General features: G+C 68.9%; 16 protein-coding genes. 10 read left to right on the forward strand and 6 right to left on the reverse strand.

Translation table 11 applies throughout. The features are described 5' to 3' along the window. Positions 1 to 73 precede the first annotated feature (73 nt). The gene (locus HNR67_RS19590) at positions 74 to 1,855 is read right to left on the reverse strand and encodes a discoidin domain-containing protein (RefSeq protein WP_185003694.1); all 1,782 of its coding nucleotides are present in this window, start codon (positions 1,853 to 1,855) and stop codon (positions 74 to 76) included. Positions 1,856 to 2,720: 865 nt separating this feature from the next. On the opposite strand from HNR67_RS19590, the gene arfB reads away from it, so the two are divergent. Next, complete coding sequence (arfB, locus tag HNR67_RS19595) at positions 2,721 to 3,146, forward strand: alternative ribosome rescue aminoacyl-tRNA hydrolase ArfB (protein ID WP_185003695.1); 426 nt, start codon at positions 2,721 to 2,723, stop codon at positions 3,144 to 3,146. A gap of 29 nt (positions 3,147 to 3,175) precedes the next feature. Continuing rightward, on the forward strand, positions 3,176 to 4,174 hold the full coding sequence (gene moaA / locus HNR67_RS19600) for a GTP 3',8-cyclase MoaA (RefSeq protein WP_246492551.1): 999 nt from the start codon (positions 3,176 to 3,178) through the stop codon (positions 4,172 to 4,174). Between the two features lie 9 nt (positions 4,175 to 4,183). On the opposite strand, the gene HNR67_RS19605 is transcribed toward moaA, so the two are convergent. Both HNR67_RS19605 and HNR67_RS19610 read right to left on the reverse strand, forming a co-directional pair. After that, entirely contained in the window at positions 4,184 to 5,629 is a 1,446-nt protein-coding gene (locus HNR67_RS19605; RefSeq protein ID WP_185003696.1) for an NAD(P)H-dependent oxidoreductase subunit E, read from the reverse strand. A 56-nt stretch (positions 5,630 to 5,685) separates the two neighbouring features. Then, positions 5,686 to 6,717: a 2-dehydropantoate 2-reductase gene (locus HNR67_RS19610; RefSeq protein ID WP_221489973.1), complete on the reverse strand. Its 1,032-nt coding sequence runs from the start codon at positions 6,715 to 6,717 to the stop codon at positions 5,686 to 5,688. A 103-nt stretch (positions 6,718 to 6,820) separates the two neighbouring features. Between HNR67_RS19610 and HNR67_RS19615 the strand changes: the two genes are divergently transcribed. From HNR67_RS19615 to HNR67_RS19645, 7 genes are all read left to right on the forward strand, one after another. Further along, positions 6,821 to 8,533, forward strand: coding sequence for a selenocysteine-specific translation elongation factor (locus tag HNR67_RS19615; protein ID WP_185003698.1), 1,713 nt, complete (start codon positions 6,821 to 6,823; stop codon positions 8,531 to 8,533). 219 nt (positions 8,534 to 8,752) lie between these two features. Further along, positions 8,753 to 10,480, forward strand: coding sequence for a thiamine pyrophosphate-binding protein (locus HNR67_RS19620; RefSeq protein ID WP_185003699.1), 1,728 nt, complete (start codon positions 8,753 to 8,755; stop codon positions 10,478 to 10,480). A gap of 21 nt (positions 10,481 to 10,501) precedes the next feature. Continuing rightward, positions 10,502 to 11,731 carry a formyl-CoA transferase gene (gene frc / locus HNR67_RS19625; protein WP_185003700.1) on the forward strand — a complete coding sequence of 410 codons (1,230 nt, stop codon included), beginning with the start codon at positions 10,502 to 10,504 and terminating at the stop codon, positions 11,729 to 11,731. Between the two features lie 3 nt (positions 11,732 to 11,734). Then, positions 11,735 to 13,873, forward strand: a complete 2,139-nt coding sequence (locus HNR67_RS19630) for an acetate--CoA ligase family protein (protein WP_185003701.1) — start codon at positions 11,735 to 11,737, stop codon at positions 13,871 to 13,873. A 115-nt stretch (positions 13,874 to 13,988) separates the two neighbouring features. Next, positions 13,989 to 15,506 (forward strand): Nramp family divalent metal transporter, encoded by a 1,518-nt coding sequence (locus HNR67_RS19635; RefSeq protein ID WP_185003702.1) that lies wholly within the window; start codon positions 13,989 to 13,991, stop codon positions 15,504 to 15,506. 5 nt (positions 15,507 to 15,511) lie between these two features. Then, positions 15,512 to 16,066 (forward strand): hypothetical protein, encoded by a 555-nt coding sequence (locus tag HNR67_RS19640; RefSeq protein ID WP_185003703.1) that lies wholly within the window; start codon positions 15,512 to 15,514, stop codon positions 16,064 to 16,066. Next, a complete protein-coding gene (locus tag HNR67_RS19645; protein ID WP_185003704.1) occupies positions 16,066 to 17,100 on the forward strand; it encodes a TerC family protein in 1,035 nt (344 codons plus the stop codon). The genes HNR67_RS19640 and HNR67_RS19645 overlap by 1 nt, the downstream gene beginning before the upstream one ends. Positions 17,101 to 17,175: 75 nt before the next feature. Here HNR67_RS19645 and HNR67_RS19650 read toward each other — a convergent pair whose 3' ends face one another. From HNR67_RS19650 to HNR67_RS19660, 3 genes are all read right to left on the reverse strand, one after another. Then, entirely contained in the window at positions 17,176 to 17,373 is a 198-nt protein-coding gene (locus HNR67_RS19650; protein WP_185003705.1) for a hypothetical protein, read from the reverse strand. 100 nt (positions 17,374 to 17,473) lie between these two features. Beyond that, positions 17,474 to 18,229, reverse strand: a complete 756-nt coding sequence (locus tag HNR67_RS19655) for a GntR family transcriptional regulator (RefSeq protein WP_246492553.1) — start codon at positions 18,227 to 18,229, stop codon at positions 17,474 to 17,476. 241 nt (positions 18,230 to 18,470) lie between these two features. Continuing rightward, the gene (locus tag HNR67_RS19660; protein WP_185003707.1) at positions 18,471 to 19,814 is read right to left on the reverse strand and encodes an MFS transporter; all 1,344 of its coding nucleotides are present in this window, start codon (positions 19,812 to 19,814) and stop codon (positions 18,471 to 18,473) included. Positions 19,815 to 19,934: 120 nt separating this feature from the next. On the opposite strand from HNR67_RS19660, the gene sucC reads away from it, so the two are divergent. Further along, positions 19,935 to 21,107 (forward strand): ADP-forming succinate--CoA ligase subunit beta, encoded by a 1,173-nt coding sequence (gene sucC, locus HNR67_RS19665; RefSeq protein WP_185003708.1) that lies wholly within the window; start codon positions 19,935 to 19,937, stop codon positions 21,105 to 21,107.

Genomic DNA, 21,107 nt, shown 5'->3' on the forward strand with positions numbered 1-21,107 from the left:
GACTTTCGGCCAGGAGATCCAGCCGAGTGGCCAAAACCACGCGCACCGCCGGTGCCCGGGTGATCGCGGAGGGTCAGGACACGAACGCCGAACCCAGCCAGGCCTCGTCCACCCGCAGCCGCTTGTGCCGGGTGCCGTCACTGGCGGCGGCCCAGGTGTTGACCACCTCCAGCCGGACGTGCCTCGCCGTGGTCTGCGGGATGTCCACAAAGGACACGCCGCGGTGGCTGGCCAGCTGACCGGAGGCCACCGGCGAACCCCAGTTGCTGCCGTCGTTGCTGACGTAGACCCGGTAGTCCTTGATCCGCGCGGACTGCTCGGTGCCGGAGCGGGCGTAACTCACCGAGTCCTCCCGCTGGTTCACCGCCAGGTAGCGCACCGGCTTGGCCGAGCCGAGGTCGAAACGCAACGAGACCGGGGTGGACTTGTTGCTGTCCCAGTAGGTCGCGTGGTTGCCGTCGTTGACCGCGGCCGGGGCGTGCCCGGAGGCCGAGGCGGAGGCGGACACGGTGAAGGCGGAGGACGGGTAGACCCCGGCCCGGCCGTCGGTGTCCACCCGGAACACGGTGTCGTACTCGTTCCAGCTGGTGACCCCGGTCAGCGTGAGCGAACCGTTGGCCTGGCTGAAGGACACCGGGTTTCCGGTGCGCAGGTTGGTCACCTTCGTCACCTGGTACCCGTTGTCCCGCAGGCGAAGCGTGCTGCCGGAGGGGCGGTTGACCACGTGGATGTAGTGCCGGTTCGGATCGGCCTTGGCCACCGTGGTGACCCCGTGCGCGCCGTCGTTCCAGAAGCCCGGCTTGAGCCCGCCGTGCCCGTAGCCGCCGCCGTGCACGCCGTAGATCGACTCCCGGATCTCGCCGAAGAAGTCCGCGGCGAAGTTGTTGAACGCCACCTGCTTGGACGGGAACTTCCCGTTCACCATCGCGGTCTCGGCCATCAACGCCTTGACATCGGAGCCCAGGTTGGTCAGATAGCGGCCGATGGTGAGCTTGTAGTCCACGGTCGAGTCCGAGCCGGAGTACCACCAGGCGCCCGCGGAGGGCAGCTTGAAGCAGGCCTCGATCAGGCGCGGCGCGGCGGTGTAGACGGCCTGCGGGTAGTCGTAGTTGGGCGACATGCCGGTCTTCTGCTCGTTGCTGATCGTGTCCATGATCGGCGTGTCTTCGTTGTTGTTGCTCAGCAGGAAGTGCGGGCGCTCCTTGCGGATGCGCTCGTAGAGGCCGGAGCGTTCCCAGTAGGCGTTGTCGTTGTCGATCCAGAATCCGGACAGGTCCGGATACCGTTGCGCCACCTCGATGATGCTGTCCGAGCTGAACTCGCCGAACCCGTCCCGGTTGGTGATGTCGACGTTCCGGCCCTTGTACTTGGAGTACGCCGCCGAGTCCAGCCAGCTGCCACTCGGTCGACCTTCCTGGTGCCACTGCGGGTCGTCGGTCATGTACATGATGACCTTCATGTCCCGCTTGTTCGCCGCGTCCAGGAGTTCCCGGACGAAGTCCCGCTTGGTGGAACAGCTGCCGGGCACCTTGGACGGCCAGGCCTTGCCGTAACCCAGCCGGCTGTGGAAGGAGGCCAGCACCAGGTACTGCGAGTGCAGTTTCTGCGCCTCGGTGATCCAGTAGTCCGGGCTCCAGCCACCGGAGGTGATCGCGTTCTCCCAGGCGGAGCAGCTGGTGTAACCGGGCGAGGTGCGCATGCCCCAGTGCAGGAACAGCCCGGCGGTGGAGGCCCGCAGCCAGTCCTGGCGGGGGTGCTGTACCTCCGCACTGGCGGGGGTCACGCCCAGCCCGAGCAGAGCGAGAACGGAAATCAGGACGACGATGGCGGAACGTCGCCGACCAGGTGCGGACATCAGGGTGCCTCCTCGACGCGGCGGGTGCGCCCCAGGATCTACCCCCACTCCCACACCCCGACAAGAGGACATCCGACCTATCCCCCCAATACCCCGCAACTTGTATCGATCCAGTCCATTCGGCCGCCCCCACCCAGCCGACCTCTCCCCACCCCCCACCGCCCCCCCACCCGCCGTGTTGGCCGTTCTCGTACGCCGTGTTGGCCGTTCTTGTACGCCTCGTTGGCTGTTCTTGTACGCCGTGTTGGCTGTTGTGGGACGCGGGGTTGGCTGGGGGCGGGTGGGGGCGGGGCCGTGCTTGGCATGAGTAGCCGCCCTGCCTGGCCTGCCTGGCTCGCCTGGCTCGCCTGGCCTGCTCGGTCCGCCCGCGCCGCTCGGTCCGCCCGCCCAGTCCGCCTGGCCCGCCTCGCCCGCCCGGTCCGCCCCGCCTGCCTGCCCGCGCAGCCCTGCCCTGCCCAGCCCGCTCTCGGTCGGCACGCCATCCCCGCTCCCCAACCTGCCCGCGGCCCCCTGCCCGCCCGGCCTGCCTGGTCCGCCCGAGCCCCCAGTCCGCCGCCCATTCCAGCCAACACGCCGTCCCACTTCGGCCAACACACCGTCCAACAACGGCCAACACACCGTCCCACTTCGGCCAACACGCCGGTGGGTTCGGGCAGCACCCGGGTTCCGGCCGCCTCCCGGCCAGCGCACCGGGCGTTCCGGCCGGCACGGAGCCTGGGCGTCGGTCGTGGCGTCCCAGATCGGCCAACATGGCGTACAAGAACGGCCAACATGGCGTACGAGAACGGCCAACACGCCGGGTGGGGGTTGGGTGGCGGGGGGAATGTGGTTGGTGTGGGTGGGGGTGGTGGGGCATTCTTGGGGTATGGCCGAGGACCTGCGGGTTAACGCCGCGTTGGTGATCCCCGGCGCGGAGCTGAGTGAACGGTTCTCCAGGTCCTCCGGGCCTGGGGGGCAGGGGGTCAACACGGCGGACAGCCGGGTGGAGTTGTCCTTTGACGTCGCCGGGTCGCGGGTGTTGGCCGAGCATGTGCGGCGGCGGGCGCTGGCGCGGTTGGCGGCTCGGTTGGTCGACGGGGTTGTGACTATCGCGGCTTCGGAGTATCGGACGCAGTTGGCCAATCGGAAGGCCGCTCGGGAGCGGCTGGCGAGCTTGTTGCGGGATGCGGTGTTGCCGCCTGCGCCGCCGCGGCGGGCGACCAAGCCGAGCCGGGGGGCTCGGGAGCGGCGGTTGACCGCCAAGCATCAGCGTGGGGCGTTGAAGAAGGATCGGCGTAGCACCGGCGACTAGGGTCGCGCTTTTTGGCATACAATATGCAGATGGCCGGTCTTGGGCTGTTGGACTCGTTCGGGCGGGTGGCGACGGACCTGCGGGTCTCGCTGCTCGACCGGTGCAATCTGCGCTGCACCTACTGCATGCCCGAGCAGGGCCTGGACTGGCTGGCGAAGCCCGATCTGTTGACCGGCGCGGAGTTCGTCCGGCTCATCGGTATCGCGGTGCGGGAGCTGGGTGTCCGGGATGTGCGGTTCACCGGTGGGGAACCGCTGTTGCGGCGGGATCTGGCCGACATCGTGCGTGGGGTGGCCGCACTGGCACCCCGGCCGCGGATCGCGTTGACCACCAATGGGATTGGACTCGTCCGCGCCGCCGAGGACCTGGCCGCGGCGGGGTTGGATCGGGTGAACGTCTCCCTGGACACGTTGCGGGCGCCGCGATTCCTGCGGATCACCCGGCGGGATCGGCTTGATCAGGTCCTGGCCGGGTTGCGGGCGGCGCGGCGGGCGGGGCTGGGGCCGGTCAAGGTGAACGCGGTGCTGTTGCGCGGGATCAATGAGGATGAGGCGGTGCCGTTGCTGCGGTTCTGCCTGGCGGCCGGTTACCAGTTGCGGTTCATCGAGCAGATGCCACTGGACCCGCAGCACGGGTGGGATCGGGACGCGATGGTGACGGCGGCGGAGATCCTGGCGATGTTGCGGCGGGAGTTCGACCTGACGCCGGAGCCGGGGGAGCGGGGCGCCGCGCCCGCCGAGCGGTGGCTGGTGGACGGGGGACCGGCGACCGTGGGGGTGATCGGCTCGGTCACCCGGCCGTTCTGCGCGGACTGCGCGCGGACCCGGCTCACCGCGGACGGGCAGGTGCGGTCCTGTCTGTTCGCGCACACCGAGACCGACCTGCGGGCCGCGCTGCGCGGTGGCGCGAGTGACGCCGAACTGGCGCGGCTGTGGCGGGAAGCCATGTGGGCCAAGCCTTCCGGGCACGGTATCGACCGGCCCGAGTTCGCCCAGCCGGACCGGCCGATGAGCGCCATCGGCGGCTGACCCGCCCGATCAGCGGTCCCGTTCCTCATCCAGCAGCACCACCGAACCCGGACCGGCCGCGGGCAGCGGGCGATCCAGGTGCAGTGGACGGGTGAGGGTGCCGTTGATCAGTGCGGCGCGTGGGGTGCGGCCGGTCACCGCGCCGCCCGCCACCGCGAGCAGCCGGCCCAGGGTGGTGCCACGGGGCAGTTCGTACACGCCGGGGCGGCGGAAGATGCCGGTGGCGCAGTACAGGCGGGTACCCGTTGGCAGGCCGGTGAGCAGCGGCGGGATGGCGATCAGGGTTTCCACCGAGTGCGTGATCGCCGGTTTGCCCAGCAGCACCGGCTCGGCCGGGAACGGCGGCATACCGCGGGACTCGCCACGGCGACCGGGGTAGGCGCCGCCGCCGCGGCGGATCTCCAGGTCGAAGCTGTGGCCGGAGCCGAGAATGTTGCGGCCCAGCAAGCCTTTCTCCCGGGCCTGGGCAACGGCTTCGGTGATCGTCTGGTAGGCGCGCGGGTACTCCCCGCGCAGATGCAGGTAGCCGTGGCGGCTGCCGGTGGCGATCGCGGCGATGGTCATCGCCTCCACCACCGCGAACGGATCGCCCTCCAGGAGCACCCGGTCGGCGAAGGCGGCCGGGTGGGTCTCGTCGGCGTCGCACACCAGGTAGTGCGGGGTTTCCGGTTGACTGGCGAGGACTTCCCAGCTTCGCGCGACCGGCGCGCCCGCGCCATCGCGGCTGGGCAGGCCGGATTCCCTTACCAGGCGCAGGATCTCGGCCTGGCCCAGGCGCAGCGCGTGGTGCAGGGCGGTGTAGCCGCCGGTGTTGAGGTAGTCGGACAGGCTGGCCGGGTCGACCTGGCCGATCCGGCGCAGCAGCACCAGGTTCTCCCCGCCGGAGCGCGGCACGGCGGCCGCGGCCGGGGGTTCCGGCCGGGCCCGGCGCAGATCCAGCGCGACGGAGATCGTTGCGTCCACAGTGGACGGTGCGGAGACGGCGGTGCGCTGCGGCTCGCCCGCCTCCAGTACCAGGGCGGCCGGGGCGCGTTCGCACAGGCCGAGGCAGGGCGAGCGCTGCCAGATCACCCCGCCCGCCGGGCGGTCGGCCGGACCCAGGCGACGTTCCAGGGTCCGGCACAGGGTGGTGGATCCCGTCGCACGGCAGGCGGGTCCGGCGCACACGTGCAGCACCCGGCGCGGCCGGGGCCGCAGCGAGAACAGGGCGCACGAGGAAGCGACGCCGAAGACCTCGGCGGCCGAGAGGGTCAGGCGGCGGGACAGGTAGTCCAGTGCCGCCTCGCTGATCCAGCCCACGCGGTCGTTGAGCGCGTGCAGGGCGGGCAACAGCAGGTCGTGTTGGCTTCTGGTGAACCCGCCGTCACTCCGACCGGAGGACGACGGGGCCAGCACGACATCGATCGCCGCACGTTCCTCTGTGGACAGTGCGGTGTCACGAGAACGGGAATCCATGAGCTGCCCCCGGGAGGTCAGGCAGGAGGGAGGGAGAGGGCCTGGCGGAGCAGGCGTTAAGAAGCGACCGCGGTGGGCAGCCGGGTGACCGAGTCGTTGAGCAGATCGGCCACCGCGTGGATCGCCTTGAGCGTGGGCACCTCGGCGCCGGTCAGCGCGGCCAGTTCGACCACCGCCGCCAGGATCACGTCCAGTTCGAGCGGTTTGCCCTTCTCCAGGTCCTGGAGCGTGGACGTCTTGTGCTCACCGGCACGTTCGGCCCCGGCCAGCCGTCGTTCGATGGAGATCTCGGGGTGGGACCCCAGCCGTCGCGCGACCTCCAGGGTCTCCCGCATCATCGACACCACCAGTTCCCTGGTACTGCGGTGTTTGCAGATGGCGGCCATGGTGGAACGGGTCAGCGCGGAGATCGGGTTGAACGCGATGTTGCCCATCAGCTTGAGCCAGATGTCCTTGCGGAGATCGGCCTCCACCGGGCACTTGAGGCCACCTTCGATCATGGCGGTGGAGAAGTCCAGGCAGCGGGCGGAGATCGTCTGGTCCGGCTCGCCGATGGAGAAGCGGGTGCCCTCCAGGTGGCGGATGACGCCGGGAGCCTCGATCTCGGTGGCCGCGTAGACCACGCAGCCGATGGCCCGCTGGACTGGGAGTGCGGCGCTGACCGCGCCGTCGGGGTCCACGCTGTTGATCCGGTGGTTGTGGAAGGGGCCGGGCAGACCGTGGAAGTACCACCACGGAATCCCGTTCTGCGCAGCGATGATGGTGGTGCGCTCGTGTAACAGCGGCTCGATCATCCGGCCCGCGGCGGCGTACGAGTTCGCCTTGAGGCCAAGGAAGATGTGGTCCACCGGGCCGACCTCGGCCGGGTCATCGGTTGCGTGTGGTCGGGCATGGAAGTCGCCGCGGTCGGAGAGCACCCGGACCCCGGCTTCGCGGATGGCCGATAGATGCGCACCGCGGGCGATGAGATGAACCTGCGCTCCGGCACGGTGTAGGGCTGCACCCACGTACGCGCCGATGGCGCCGGCACCAAGAACAGCGATTCGCACATCACTCTCCTGTTCTTGTGTCGACAACTCATTCAGCATACAGTATGGAGTAGCCCGGTCAACGGGCCGCACGCGGCAGCGACCGCGTGGGTGAGGAGGCGTTGCGGTGCCTGAAGGGTTCGGGTTCCAGTCGCTCCCGCCGATGCGTGTGGTCGCCACTGCTGGAGGCGCCGGAGCCGGCAAATCCACCCTGGTGCGGGCGCTCACCGGACGGGATCCGTGGGCACGTCTGCCCTCGGGGCGGGTACTGGCATTGGTCGATCGCGCACCCGGCGCGGTCCAGGCGAGCGTGGCCACCGCCGAGGCGGTGGTGGTCGTGGTCGCGGCCGACCAGGAGTTCTCAGCCGAGCTGGCGACGCAACTGGATGTGTTGCACGCCTTGGACATCCGGCACGGGTTGCTGGTGGTGACCCGGGCCGACCTGGCCGACCCCGGCCCGGTGCTGCGGCGGACCCGGCGGGCACTGGCCACCGGCGCGCTCGGCCGGATCGAGTGCGCGGTGGTGAGCGCGCGCACCGGCGCTGGCATCGACCGGTTCCGGTCAATGCTGGACCGGCTGGCCGCCGCGCTGCCCCCGCCGCCGGCAGCTCCGGTGCGGTTGTGGCTGGATGGCGTAGCCGAGGCGGCGGAGGAGAAGGGGGTGCTGGTCACCGGGACCCTGATCACCGGATCGATCGAGAACGGCGCCGAACTCGCCCTCGGGCCGGAGGATCGGCGGGTGCGGGTCGGCGGGCTGGAGTCGTTGCGGCGTCAGGTGTCCGTGTTGTCCGGTCCGGCCAGGGTCACGGTGCACCTGCCCGAGGAACAACCGGACGAACTGCCCGTGGGGACCGCGCTGGTGACCCCCGGCCGGTGGCGGCACGTCGGCGTGCTGGACGTGCGGCTGCGCCCGCTGCCCGGCCGCAAGCTGGACGGGGTCGCGGGTGATCTGGAGCTGGGCTGCGGATCGGCTCGGCAACCGGTGTTCGTCCGGGTGCTGGACGGCGATATCGCGCGACTGCGGCTGAGTGAGCCGCTGCCGCTGCGCATCGGCGACCGCGGCCTGCTGCGCGGCGGCGAGGAGGTCCTGGCCGGGTTCACCGTGCTGGACATCCTGCCGCCGGAGTTGGGCGGCGAGGCGGAGCAGATCGCGCGTGGAAACGAACTGATGAGTCGGTCAGGGATTCCCAACGGGCACGACGAATTGCGCCGACGTGGTCTGGTCCGGGCCGGTGACCTGCTCGCCATGGGCGCGGGTCTGCCGCTGGCGCCCAGGGCGGGGGAGTGGCTGATCGACCCGGCCAAACTGGACGAACTGTGCGGACAGCTCGCCGACCTGGTGCGCACCCGTGCGCGCGAACAACCCTATGACCCCGGCGTGCCCAAGGCGGAAGCGGTGGCACTGCTGGCTTTGCCACACCGAAGGCTGCTCGAACCGGTGGCCAGGGCGGCTCGTGACCTCGGTGTGCGGATCAACCAGGGCCGGCTGGTGCTGGCCGAACGCGGCGGCGAACTCGCGTTGCCGGTGCGGCAGGCGATCGAGGCACTGTGCGCCGAACTGGCGCGAAATCCTTTTCTCGCACCGGAGGCCGACCAGCTCACCGCACTGCGACTGACCCCCAAGTCGCTCGCGGCGGCCGTGCGCACCGGATTGCTGGTGCGCCTGGCCGATGGCGTCTACCTGGGACCGGACGCGGTGGAGCAGGCGGTGGCGGTGCTGTGCGCGCTGCCGCAACCCTTCACCGTGGCCGCGGCCCGAACCGCGCTCGGCACCTCCCGCCGGGTCGCGGTGCCCCTGCTGGAACTGCTCGACACCCGGCGGATCACGATCCGGCTGCCCGACAGCCGACGTCGGATTCGCCCGGAACACGACTGATGAAGGGCCCTCGATGGGTGGAAATCCGTCGAGCGGCTGACCTGTGGACCCTGGACAACGTTTGCTCGACGGAGTATCACTAAACCACCATACGGTATGCAGTATGGGGATCGAGTGGTGTGCGGTCCGCGCAACGTCGGCCTTCACCAGTCACCACCAAACCAGCCCGGCTCGCCCAGAGCAGACGAGCGGGCAGCGACGTGAGGAGATGACGCACCTATGGCGCAGACTGCCGAGGCACCCCCCAGCGCCAGTCAGGTCGAGGTGAAGGAGACCGGCGAAGGTCTCATCTCGGGCGGCCACCTGGTGGCGAAGGCACTCAAGGCCGAAGGCGTCGACGTGGTGTTCACTCTGTGTGGCGGCCACATCATCGACATCTACGACGGCTGTGTTGACGAAGGCATCGAGGTCATCGACGTCCGGCACGAGCAGGTCGCCGCGCACGCGGCCGACGGCTACGCCCGGATCACCGGCAAACCGGGCTGCGCGGTAGTCACCGCGGGACCCGGCACCACCGACGCGGTCACCGGGGTCGCCAACGCGCTGCGCGCGGAGAGCCCGATGCTGCTCATCGGCGGCCAGGGTGCGCTGAGCCAGCACAAGATGGGCTCACTGCAGGACCTGCCGCACGTGGACATGATGGCCCCGATCACCAAGTTCTCCGCCACCGTGCCGGACACCGCGCGGGCGGCCGACATGGTCTCGATGGCCTTCCGCGAGTGCTACCACGGCGCACCCGGCCCGTCCTTCCTGGAAATCCCCAGGGACGTGCTGGACGCCTCCGTGCCGCTCGAGAAGGCCAGGATCCCCAAGGCGGGCGCCTACCGGGCCTCCACCCGCTCGGCCGGTGACCCCGAGGCCATCGAGAAGCTGGCCGACCTGCTCACCCAGGCCGAGAAGCCGTGCATCCTGCTCGGCAGCCAGGTCTGGACCACCCGGGGCAGCGACGCGGCGATCGACCTGGTCCGCGGCCTCAACATCCCCGCCTACATGAACGGCGCCGCCCGCGGCACCCTGCCGCCCGGCGACCCGCACCACTACCAGCTCTCCCGCCGCTACGCCTTCACCAACGCCGACCTGATCATCATCGTCGGCACCCCGTTCGACTTCCGGATGGGTTACGGCAAGCGGCTTTCCGCCGAGGCCACCGTGGTCCAGATCGACCTGGACTACCGCACCGTCGGCAAGAACCGGGACATCGACCTGGGCATCGTCGGCGATGCCGGACTGGTGCTCTCCCAGGTGTTCGCGGCCACCACCGGCCGGGTCAGCAACGGCGCCACCGGCCGCAAGGCCTGGCTGGAGGAGTTGCGCGCGGTCGAGGAGCAGTCGCTGGGCAAGCGGATGGCGCGGCAGCTGTCCAATGCCAACCCGATCGACCCGTACCGCCTGGTGCACGAGATCAACGAGTTCCTCACCGAGGACTCCATCTACATCGGCGACGGCGGCGACATCGTCACCTTCTCCGGCCAGGTGGTCCAGCCCAAATCGCCCGGCCACTGGATGGACCCGGGACCCCTTGGCACCCTTGGTGTCGGCATCCCGTTCGTGCTGGCGGCCAAGTACGCCCGACCGGACAAGGAGGTCGTCGCGCTCTTCGGCGACGGCGCGTTCTCCCTGACCGGGTGGGACTTCGAGACCCTGGTCCGGTACAACCTGCCGTTCGTGGGCATCGTGGGCAACAACTCCTCGATGAACCAGATCCGCTACGGCCAGGCCGTCAAGTACGGCGAGGACCGCGGCCGGATCGGCAACACCCTCGGCGATGTGCCCTACGACCAGTTCGCCAAGATCCTCGGCGGCTACGGCGAGGAAGTCCGCGACCCCGCCGACATCGCACCCGCCCTGCAGCGCGCCCGCGAGTCAGGGCTGCCCTCGCTGATCAACGTGTGGGTCGACCCCGACGTGTACGCGCCGGGCACCATGAACCAGACCATGTACAAGTAGGTCCGGAGGGGGAAAGCCGTTATGGGACAAGCACTCGAAGGTGTTCGCGTCCTGGACATGACGCACGTCCAGTCCGGACCGTCGGCCACCCAGATCCTGGCCTGGCTGGGTGCGGACGTGGTCAAGCTGGAGGCGCCCAGCGGGGACATCACCCGCAAGCAGCTGCGCGACATCCCCGATGTCGACAGCCTCTACTTCACCATGCTCAACTGCAACAAGCGCAGCATCACGCTGAACATGAAGAGCGACAAGGGCAAGGAGCTGTTCACCAAGCTCGTGTCCGATGTGGACATCCTGGTGGAGAACTTCGGTCCAGGCGCGGTGGACCGAATGGGCTTCACCTGGGAGAAGCTCCAGGAGATCAACCCCAGGCTGATCTACGCCTCCATCAAGGGTTTCGGCGACGGCCCCTACACCCACTACAAGGCCTATGAGGTCGTGGCCCAGGCCATGGGCGGCTCGATGACCAGCACCGGCTTCGAGGACGGCCCGCCGCTGGCCACCGGGGCGCAGATCGGCGACTCCGGCACCGGCATCCACACCGTGGCAGGCATCCTGGCCGCGCTGTACCAGCGGGAGACCACCGACCGCGGGCAGCGGGTCACCGTGGCCATGCAGCACGCGGTGCTCAACCTGTGCCGGGTCAAACTGCGCGACCAGCAGCGCCTGGCCCACGGACCCCTCGCCGAGTACCCCAACGAGGAGTTCACCGACGAGGTGCCGCGCTCGGGCAACGCCTCCGGCGGTGGACAGCCCGGCTGGGCGGTCAAGTGCAGTCCCGGCGGGCCCAACGACTACGTCTACGTGATCGTGCAACCCGTCGGCTGGCAGCCCATCGCCGAACTGATCGGGCGGCCGGAACTCGTCGAGGACCCCGAGTGGGCCACCCCGGAGGCCCGGCTGCCCAAGCTGGACAAGATGTTCCAGCTCATCGAGGAGTGGACGGTCCACCACACCAAGCGCGAAGTCCTGGCGATGCTCAATGCCAAGAACGTCCCCTGTGGACCGATCCTGTCCACAAAGGAACTGATCGAGGACGAATCGCTGGTGGCCAACGAGATGGTGGTCACGGTGGACCATCCCGAACGCGGCGCGTTCAAGACCGTGGGCATGCCGCTCAAGCTCTCGGACTCCCCGGCCAAGGTCGAGCGCTCCCCACTGCTCGGCGAGCACAACGAGGACGTGTACGTGAAGGAGCTGGGCGTCTCCGTCCCGGAACTGGCCCAGCTCAAGGCGAACGGAGTGATCTGAGCCATGGTGGCTTACGACAAGGCCGCGGTGCGCGAAGTCCTGGACAAAGCGCGCGCCGAGGGCCGCGAGTCGCTCAGCGCCCCCGAGGGCAAACGACTCTGCGACGCCTACGGCATCCCGACGCCCGGCGAGGGACTCGCGGCCACCGCCGACGAGGCGGTGACCCTGGCCGGTGAGATCGGCTTCCCGGTGGTGATGAAGATCGTCTCACCGGACATCCTGCACAAGACCGAGGCCGGCGGCGTCATCGTCGGCGTCACCGACGAAGCCGGCGCCCGCGCCTCCTACGAGAAGATCATCGCCAACGCCAAGGCGTACAAGGCCGACGCGGACATCACCGGCGTCCAGGTGCAGAAGCTGCTCTCCGAAGGGCAGGAGGTGATCATCGGCGCCACCACCGACGACACCTTCGGCAAGATCGTGGTCTTCGGCCTCGGCGGCGTGCTGGTGGAGGTCCTCAAGGACGTCACCTTCCGGCTGGCCCCCCTCGAACAGGCCGAGGCCCGCGCGATGGTGGAGGACATCAAGGCGGTGGAGATCCTGCGCGGGGTGCGTGGGGCCGACCCGGTGGACCTCGACGCGCTGGCCGAGGTGGTCAAACGGCTCTCCGACCTGGTCACCGACTTCCCGGAGATCCGCGAACTCGACCTCAACCCGGTCTTCGCGGCCAAGGACTCCGCGATCGCCGCGGACGTCCGGGTGCTGGTGGAGACCGGCGAGATCACCGAGAAGCACGTGTACTCCGACGAGGACATCATCATCGCGATGAACCGGCTGATGAAGCCGAGGAACATCGCGGTGATCGGCGCCTCCGCCGAGGACGGCAAGATCGGCAACTCGGTGATGAAGAACCTGGTCAACGGCGGCTACCAGGGCGGCATCTACCCGATCAACCCCAAGGCCGACGAGATCCTGGGCCGCAAGGCGTACAAGGCGGTCGGCGACGTGCCCGCCGACGTCGACGTGGCGGTGTTCGCCATCCCGGCCAAGTTCGTCGCCGGGGCACTGGAGGAATGCGGGAAGAAGGGCATCCCGGCCGCGGTGCTCATCCCGTCCGGGTTCGCCGAGACCGGCAACCAGGAACTCCAGGACGAGGTCGTGGAGATCGCCCGCAGGCACGGCATCCGGTTGCTGGGCCCCAACATCTACGGCTACTACTACACGCCGGAGAACCTCTGCGCGACCTTCTGCACGCCCTATGACGTCAAGGGCGGGGTGGCGCTGACCTCCCAGTCCGGCGGCATCGGAATGGCCATCCTCGGCTTCTCCCGCACCACCAAGATGGGTGTCTCGGCCATCGTCGGCCTCGGCAACAAGTCCGATGTGGACGAAGACGACCTGCTCACCTTCTTCGAGCAGGACGAGAACACCCAGTGCGTGGCCATGCACCTGGAGGACCTCAAGGACGGCAGGGCCTTCGTGCACGCCGCCCAGCGGATCACCAAGAAGAAGCCGGTGGTGGTGCTCAAGGCCGGGCGCACCTCCGCCGGGGCCAAGGCAGCCAGCTCGCACACGGGCGCGCTGGCCGGTGACGACAAGGTCTACGACGACATCCTGCGCCAGGCCGGGGTCGTGCGCGCCCCCGGCCTGAACGAGATGCTGGAATATGCCCGAGGGCTGCCGTTGCTGCCCACGCCCAAGGGCGAGAACGTCGTGATCATCACCGGCGCCGGTGGCTCCGGCGTGCTGCTGTCGGACGCCTGTGTCGACAATGGACTGTCCATGATGGAGATCCCACCCGACCTGGACGAGGCGTTCCGCAAGTTCATCCCGCCCTTCGGCGCGGCGGGCAACCCGATCGACATCACCGGCGGCGAACCGCCCTCCACCTACGAGGCCACCATCCGGCTCGGGCTGGAGGACCCGCGGATCCACGCGCTCATCCTCGGTTACTGGCACACCATCGTCACCCCGCCGATGGTCTTCGCCGAGGTGACCGCGCGAGTGGTCAACGAGGCGCGCGCGAAGGGCATCGACAAGCCGGTCGTGGCCTCGCTGGCCGGTGACACCGAGGTCGAGCGGGCTAGTGAATACCTGTTCGACCATCGTATTGTCGCCTATCCCTACACCACGGAGCTGCCGGTCGCGGTGCTGGGAGCCAAGTACCGCTGGGCACGATCAGCGGGACTGATCGAACAGTAAGGCGACGGCCGACCAGCGTGGTGGGGTCCCGTCGGCCAGCCGGGACCCCCACCACGCCAGGCCAGGGAGGTCAACGGGCGGAGTCCGAGAGTTCTCGTGAAAGAGGTTTCTCATCATGGATCCTTCGAACACCCCGAGCGCGGGGCCGACCACCAGCGGGGGCAACGACCTCGCAGGCGGCGGCTCGGAACGCGTGTGGCGGGCCGGTCGGCTCGATCCGATGCCCATCCGGAAGTTGCCCGACGCGCCACCGTCGGTGCACCTGATCGGCCCCACGGTGTTCCTGGTGGCACTCGGGGTCGGCATGGGCGAGTCGTACATGTGGCCCCGCCTGGTCCTGGTCTTCGGACCGGAGATCCGGTGGTTGTTCCTCATCGGCGTCACCCTGCAGGCCGTGGTGATGCTGGAAATGGCCCGTTACGCCATGGCCACCGGCGAGAGCATCTTCGCCGGCGCGGCCAGGGTCTTCAAACCGATCATGTGGTTCTTCTTCATAGTCGCGATCGCGGTCTACATCTGGCCCGGACACCTCTCCGCTGGCATGTCCGCGCTGGAGAAGATCACCGGCATACCCTGGCAGGTAAGCGCGATCGTCGGCCTGGTACTGGTCGGCGTGTTGTTCAGCCTGGCCAAGGTGATCTACAACCTGCTGGAGAACGTGCTGGCCATCCTCATCGGACTCCTGGTGGTCAGTACCGCGGTGGTGGCGGCACTGGTCGGCACGTGGGCCGATCTGGCGAGCACGATCAGCGGCATGTTCCAGTTCGGCTATCTACCCAGCGAGATGTTCTCCCAGGCGTGGTTCCCGATCGTCGTGGGCTCCATCGCGTTCGCCGGACCCTCTGGCATGCAACAGATGTGGTACACGCTGCACCTGCGTGACTCCGGCGCCGGCATGGGCGCGCACATCCCGCAGATCAAGGGACTGCGCGCCTCCGAATCCGGCGAGGCCGAGCAGATGCCCGCCCGCGGGTTCATGTTCGACACCGCCGACCCGGATGAGATGGCCAAGTGGAAGGGCTGGCGGCGCTGGGTCACCTTCGACGCGCTGCTGCTGTTCTGGGGGGTGACCATGCTGGTCACCGTCTCCTTCACGGTGCTGGCCCAGACCGCGGCCAGACAGAACCCCAACGTGAAGGACCTCATCGCCGGCGGTGACCGCACCGCGGCGCTGGACGCGATGGCCGACGCCTTCTCCTCACTCGGCGGACCCGCGCTGGGCACGGTGTTCTTCGGGTTCATCGCGCTGATCGGGTTGAACGCCACCCTGGGCCTGTTCGACTCCTTCTCCCGCGGCCAGGCCGACATGACCTACTTCTTCGTGCCCGGCGCCAAGAAGATCGGCATGTCCCGGCTCTACGCGGGCTTCCTGTGGGGCCTGATCCTCTTCGGCATCATCATCCTGCTGTGGGGCCCGGCCAAGGGCCCGGCGGCGATCCTGGACGTGCTGGCGTTCCTCTCCGCCTTCGCCATGGGCGCCTACTGCGTGGTGCTGTTGCTGGTCAACAACAAGATGCTGCCCAAACCGATCCGGCCGAAGTGGTGGACCAACGCCATCATCGGCTTCGGCGCGGTGTTCTACCTGGGCATGCTGTTCTACTCCCTGATCGCCTACGGCGTGGTATTGGACTGATCATCATGAGTGAACCGCTGCAACCGCCACGAATCAGCGCCTTCGCTCAACTGGCCGCCCCCGGCGCGCTGGTGGGGGTGCTGGCAGGCTCGGTCGCCGGACTGCTGGCCCTGCTGGTCGGTCAGCCGCTGGGCTGGGCACTGACCACCGCGCTCGGACTCGGGGTGCCACTGGCCCTGCTGGGCGGGCTGTACGGGATCGGCGCGGCCACCGGTCACATCCGGCTCGGCGTGTTCGCGCCCGCCGCGGTGTTCTGGATCATCGGCTTCCCGTTGAGCAGGCTGATCCAGGAGGTCGTGGTCCACCTGGTGATCGCGGGCAACCTGCGGGTGCCCGCGGATCTGCTCGGATTCCTGGCCTACCAGGGAATCGTGAGCGCCGGCTTCGCGATCGGCTTCATCTGGCTGCACGAACGCCTTGCCCCGCAGTTGTTCCGGCGGTTCGCGCCACGCAACCCGTTGGCCGCCCAGGCATTCACCCGCTACGCCTCCCACGCGGAGACGGTGTGGGCGGCCAAGTCCCGTGCCCGAGCCGCGCGAGCGGCTGCCCGAGGAGCCTGATGACCTTCTCCATGTGGGTCTGGATCGCCACCGTGGGTGGTCTGGGCGCGATCGTCGCGTTCGACTTCTACCTGGCGGCCCGCAACCCTAGGGATCCCTCGTTCAAGGAAAGTGTGGGCTGGACCGTCGCCTACGTCACCCTGGCCGTCCTTTTCGGACTCGGGGTGCTGTGGCTGGCCGGTCCGCGCTACGGCGGGGAGTTCTTCGCCGGCTGGATCACCGAGTACTCGCTGTCGGTGGACAACCTGTTCGTGTTCATGCTGATCATGAGCAGGTTCGCGGTGCCCAAGCTGTACCGGCAGAAGGTGTTGCTGGTGGGCATCGTGATCGCGTTGCTGATGCGCGCGGTGTTCATCGCGGTGGGCGCGGAAGCGGTGTCCCGGTTCAACTGGCTGTTCTACGTCTTCGGCGCCTTCCTGATCTTCACGGCGTGGAAGCTGCTCCGGCAGGACCCGAACGCGGAGGAGGAGTTCTCCGAGAACGTCGTCCTGCGCACGGTGAAGAAGTTCGCCCCCACCACCGACGACTACGTCGGCGCGAAGATGGTGACCCGGATCAACGGGCGGCGGATGGTGACGCCGATGCTCATCGTGATGGTCGCGATCGGCACCACCGACCTGTTGTTCGCACTGGACTCGATCCCGGCGATCTTCGGGCTGACCAGGGAGCCATACCTGGTCTTCACCGCCAACGCGTTCGCGCTGATGGGGTTGCGCCAGTTGTTCTTCCTGATCGGCGGCCTGCTCGACCGGCTGGTCTACCTCTCGGTCGGGCTGGCCGTGATCCTGGCGTTCATCGGGGTGAAACTGGTGCTGGAGGCCATGCACGGCTCCGGCGTCCCGTGGGCGCCGACCATCTCCATCCAGCTGTCGCTGTCCTTCATTGTGGGGACACTGGCGGTGACCATCATTGCTAGTGTGATCAAATCCAGGCGGACCGAACGAGCCGCTGCCGCCGCTGCGGCACCGGAACCCGTGCGGACCGCTCAGGCCTCGTCCAGCACAGCGGCGCTGGACGAGACCGGGACCGGATGAGCCCGGCGCACTGGAGCTATCCCTGGACCCAGTGACCGGTAGTGCGGTACTCGGCGAACCAAGAGGTGGCCGGGGTCAGGAGGAGGCAACCTCCTGGCCCTGGCCATGCCGCGTGCCGGCCTGGCCCCGCAGGTAGTTCTCCACCCCCGCGGTGGGGTTTTTCTTCGCCTCGGCCATGGCCAGGGCCAGACCCAGTCCCTGCGGCCGGTCACCGCGGTAGCCCAGGGGCTGCTCGGTCAGCGAACGCAGTAGCTGCTTGAACTTGCGCATCATCAATACACCTCCTCACATCAGGGATATACCCGGATGGCGACGGCGCCATTCGGGAGTGTGTCGCAGCGAACTCCGGGAAATCCCAGAGCTTGGCGATGCGCTAGGGCTTGACGGGCGCGGTGCGGGCCACCGTGCGACGGCGGCGCCGCAACGGCACCTCCGGCGCGGGCGTCTCCGCTGGCGCGCTCTGCCTGGCCTCCAGATAGGACTGCCGGGTGCGGTCGGTGTGCTCGCGCATGATCTCCGCGGCCCGCTCGGCGTCGCCGGTGGAGATCGCGCTGATCAGCTTGCGGTGCTCCCGCCAGGACTGCTTGCCGCGCTGGCGGGCGACCGGGGTGTAGAACCAGCGGACCCGGCGGTCGACCTGCGCGGCCAGTTCGAGCAGCACCTTGTTGCCGGAGAGTTCGGTGACATAGCGGTGCAGGGCCGCGTTGGCGGCCACCGCCCCGTCCACGTCGTCGGCCAGCACCGCGGCCTCGCCCTGCTGGCAGATCTCGCGCAGCCGGGCCACCCCGTCCTTGTCCGCGTTCAGTGCGGCCAGCCGGGCCGATTCGGTCTCCAGCAGGGTGCGTACGGCGAGCAGCTGGTCCGCCTCCTGCTCGGTGGGCACGTGCACGAACGCGCCGTACCCGGGCACCAGATCGACCCAGCCCTCGTTGTTGAGCCACTGGAGCGCCTCGCGCACCGGCTGCCGGGAGACACCCAGCATCTCCGCCAGCTCGCCCTCGACCAGGTGCTGACCCGGGGCGAGGCTGCCGGTGATGATGAGGTCGAGCAGGGCCTCGAAGACCCGCTCCCGCAAGGGGACCGGCCGATCGATCCGGCGTGCGGCCGTACCCTGCGACAGCTCCGACATCGTGTGCTCCATGAGGTGAGGTGGGCGCTTTCGCCCGGTGTGCCGATCTTGACTCTATTGTGCCTGGTCGACTGCCTACAGCATACAGTGTTCCAAATGCCTGAATTGCGTGACCACGGCCACAAGGGACAGACCACCCATACCGCGTACACGTTTTGGAAAGAAACACACCGATTGCGAGCAGTGCATCACCTTCCGCCACCAATCCGCATCTCATGATGCCCCAAACGGACGCTCGATCTCATCGGACACGCTGGGTTGTCCAGAGCAATGGGATTCGGCCCGGTTGCCGCAGCAACCTGCACAACAGCGCCGAACCCAGTGCCAGGGCTCCTGCCAGCAGGAACAGTGCCGGGTACCCCATTGTGGGGACAGCGGCGGCGGTGAGTCCGACCCCGGCGATACCGCCGAATGCCTTGGCGCTGTAGACCACCGCGTGTATCTCGCCGTGTCGCCGGTCACCGAAGTACTCCCGGACCAGACTGGCCACCAGCGGATAACACGCCCCGCCCGCGCCCGCGAGTACCGCCGCGGCCAGCAACAACGGCAGCGATTGATCCCTGGCACTGGCCGCCAGCGCGGCCTGGGACAGTGCCAGCACGGTCAGGGTGGCGGCCAGGGTGCGGGCCCGGCCGATCCGGTCGGAGACCCGCAGCACCACCGCCCGCGCCACCCCGTTGCCGGCCACCAGCAGCGCGGTGGCCGCGCCGATCACCGGCGGGCTCAGATCGAGGGTGGCGGCGAAGCCGGCGAAGGCGGCCACGGTGAACAGGGTGACCGCGCTGGCACAGAACAGGATCACCGCGAGCGCGGGCAACGCGCCGATGCGCACCGCCTCTCCCGGTGAGTAGTCGCGGACCGCCGGGAGGTTGGCCGAGCCGGGACCGCGGCGGCGGGACAGCGCCCACGCCCGCGGATCCACCTGCGGCGGCCACCAGTTTGACGGCGGGTCCCGGAAGAACACCCCGGCCACGGCGATCACCAGGCCCAGTACCAGGCCGGTGCGGTCCAGGGTGGGCACCAGGTTCGTGGCGGAGACGGTCGGCAGCACGAGCAGCAGGAACGGGATGGCGCCCATGGCGAACGCGCCGGTGACCAGGCTGACCCGCACGGCCGAGCGATCCGGGAACCACTTGGCCACCGTGGACGCGCTCACCGCGTAGACCAGCCCGGCCCCCGCACCGCCGAGGAGCGAGAAGCCCAGCAGGGCGCCGGAAAAGCCGGGTGCACGGCCGAGGGCCACTGGACCCAGCAGACACATCGCCGCGCCCAGCCACAGTAACGCCCGAGGACCGAGGACACCCCGCTCACGCAGGTAAGCAACAGGTAAACCCACCCCGGCCTGGGCGGTGATCCACAGTGCCAGCAACCAGAAGGTCTGGCTGACCGGCCAGCCGTGCAGTGCGGACAGCGCGGGCGCCAGCGCGCCGAAGGAGTACTGGAGCACACCGGCCGCGGCCATCGCGGCCAGCGGCGGCGCCAGTTGCCAGGAGCGGGACCGGCCGGTCAGCAGCTCCGCGCTGGGGCCGACCCGGTAGTCGCGGCCGAAGCAGTCACGCAGCTCGGCGGGTGGGGGAGTGGTCATCGGTCCTCCCTCTACTAGATACTGTATGCAGTATACATCGCGAAGCAATGCTGGGGACCTGCTGAAATCATGCGCCCGGACTCTGGTGCTCAGTCTCACATACTGTATACAGTAGGCGGCGTGGATCTGTACGAGTACCAGGCGAAGGATCTCTTCGCACAGCACGGGGTCCCGGTGGGTCCGCCGCAGCGGGTCGTCGAGGATCCGGCCGACGCCCGCGCGGCGGCGGCCGAGTGGGGCAGCCGGGTGGTGGTCAAGGCGCAGGTGAAAACCGGCGGCCGTGGCAAGGCGGGCGGAGTGAAGCTCGCCGTCGACCCGGAGGACGCGGAAGTGAAGGCCGGAGCCATTCTGGGGCTGGACATCAAGGGGCACGTGGTGCGCCGGGTGCTGGTGACCCCCGCTTCGGAGATCGCCGAGGAGTACTACGTCTCCTTCTTGCTCGACCGGACCCGGCGCACGTTCCTGGCGATGGCCTCGGTCGAGGGCGGGATGGACATCGAGGAGGTCGCTGCCACCAATCCGGCGGCCCTCGCCAAGGTGCCCGTTGACGCCCTTGCCGGCGTCGACCTGGCCAAGGCCAGGGAGATCGTCGCGGCCGCGACGTTCCCCGCCGAGGTGGCCGAGGAGGTGGCCGCGGTGCTGGTGAAGCTGTGGAACACCTTTGTAGCCGAGGACGCCACCCTGGTGGAGGTCAACCCACTGGTCCGTGACCCGCGGGGCAACATTCTCGCCCTCGACGGCAAGGTGACGCTGGACGGGAACGCCGATTTCCGGCATCCCGGGCACGGCGACCTGGTGGACAAGGCCGCGGAGAACGAGCTGGAGCAGCGGGCCAAGGACAAGGGCCTCAACTACGTCAAGTTGGACGGCCAGGTCGGTGTGATCGGCAACGGCGCGGGCTTGGTGATGTCCACATTGGACGTGGTGGCCTACGCGGGCGAACGGCACCAGGGCGTGAAACCGGCCAACTTCCTCGACATCGGCGGCGGCGCCTCCGCCCAGGTGATGACCGACGGCCTGGAGATCATCCTGGGCGACCCGGACGTGCGCTCGGTCTTCGTCAACGTCTTCGGTGGCATCACCGCCTGCGACGCGGTGGCCAACGGCATCGTGGCCGCACTGGAGATCCTGGGCGCGGAGGCGGCGAAACCGTTGGTGGTGCGCCTGGACGGCAACAACGTCGAGGAAGGCCGCCGGATCCTGGCCGAGGCGGACCACCCGCTGGTGACCGTGGTGGACACGATGGACAACGCGGCCGACAAGGCCGCCGAACTGGCAGCCGCGGGGGTATGA

This window comes from Crossiella cryophila (genome assembly GCF_014204915.1).
Lineage (GTDB): Bacteria > Actinomycetota > Actinomycetes > Mycobacteriales > Pseudonocardiaceae > Crossiella > Crossiella cryophila.

Excerpts from the sequence above, each read along its gene's own strand:
- HNR67_RS19590 (WP_185003694.1), bottom strand. The coding sequence starts at position 1,855 with ATGTCCGCACCTGGTCGGCGACGTTCCGCCATCGTCGTCCTGATTTCC.
- arfB (WP_185003695.1), top strand. The coding sequence starts at position 2,721 with ATGGCCGAGGACCTGCGGGTTAACGCCGCGTTGGTGATCCCCGGCGCG.
- moaA (WP_246492551.1), top strand. The coding sequence starts at position 3,176 with ATGGCCGGTCTTGGGCTGTTGGACTCGTTCGGGCGGGTGGCGACGGAC.
- HNR67_RS19605 (WP_185003696.1), bottom strand. The coding sequence starts at position 5,629 with ATGGATTCCCGTTCTCGTGACACCGCACTGTCCACAGAGGAACGTGCG.
- HNR67_RS19610 (WP_221489973.1), bottom strand. The coding sequence starts at position 6,717 with ATGCTGAATGAGTTGTCGACACAAGAACAGGAGAGTGATGTGCGAATC.
- HNR67_RS19615 (WP_185003698.1), top strand. The coding sequence starts at position 6,821 with ATGCGTGTGGTCGCCACTGCTGGAGGCGCCGGAGCCGGCAAATCCACC.
- HNR67_RS19620 (WP_185003699.1), top strand. The coding sequence starts at position 8,753 with ATGGCGCAGACTGCCGAGGCACCCCCCAGCGCCAGTCAGGTCGAGGTG.
- frc (WP_185003700.1), top strand. The coding sequence starts at position 10,502 with ATGGGACAAGCACTCGAAGGTGTTCGCGTCCTGGACATGACGCACGTC.
- HNR67_RS19630 (WP_185003701.1), top strand. The coding sequence starts at position 11,735 with ATGGTGGCTTACGACAAGGCCGCGGTGCGCGAAGTCCTGGACAAAGCG.
- HNR67_RS19635 (WP_185003702.1), top strand. The coding sequence starts at position 13,989 with ATGGATCCTTCGAACACCCCGAGCGCGGGGCCGACCACCAGCGGGGGC.
- HNR67_RS19640 (WP_185003703.1), top strand. The coding sequence starts at position 15,512 with ATGAGTGAACCGCTGCAACCGCCACGAATCAGCGCCTTCGCTCAACTG.
- HNR67_RS19645 (WP_185003704.1), top strand. The coding sequence starts at position 16,066 with ATGACCTTCTCCATGTGGGTCTGGATCGCCACCGTGGGTGGTCTGGGC.
- HNR67_RS19650 (WP_185003705.1), bottom strand. The coding sequence starts at position 17,373 with ATGATGCGCAAGTTCAAGCAGCTACTGCGTTCGCTGACCGAGCAGCCC.
- HNR67_RS19655 (WP_246492553.1), bottom strand. The coding sequence starts at position 18,229 with ATGTCGGAGCTGTCGCAGGGTACGGCCGCACGCCGGATCGATCGGCCG.
- HNR67_RS19660 (WP_185003707.1), bottom strand. The coding sequence starts at position 19,814 with ATGACCACTCCCCCACCCGCCGAGCTGCGTGACTGCTTCGGCCGCGAC.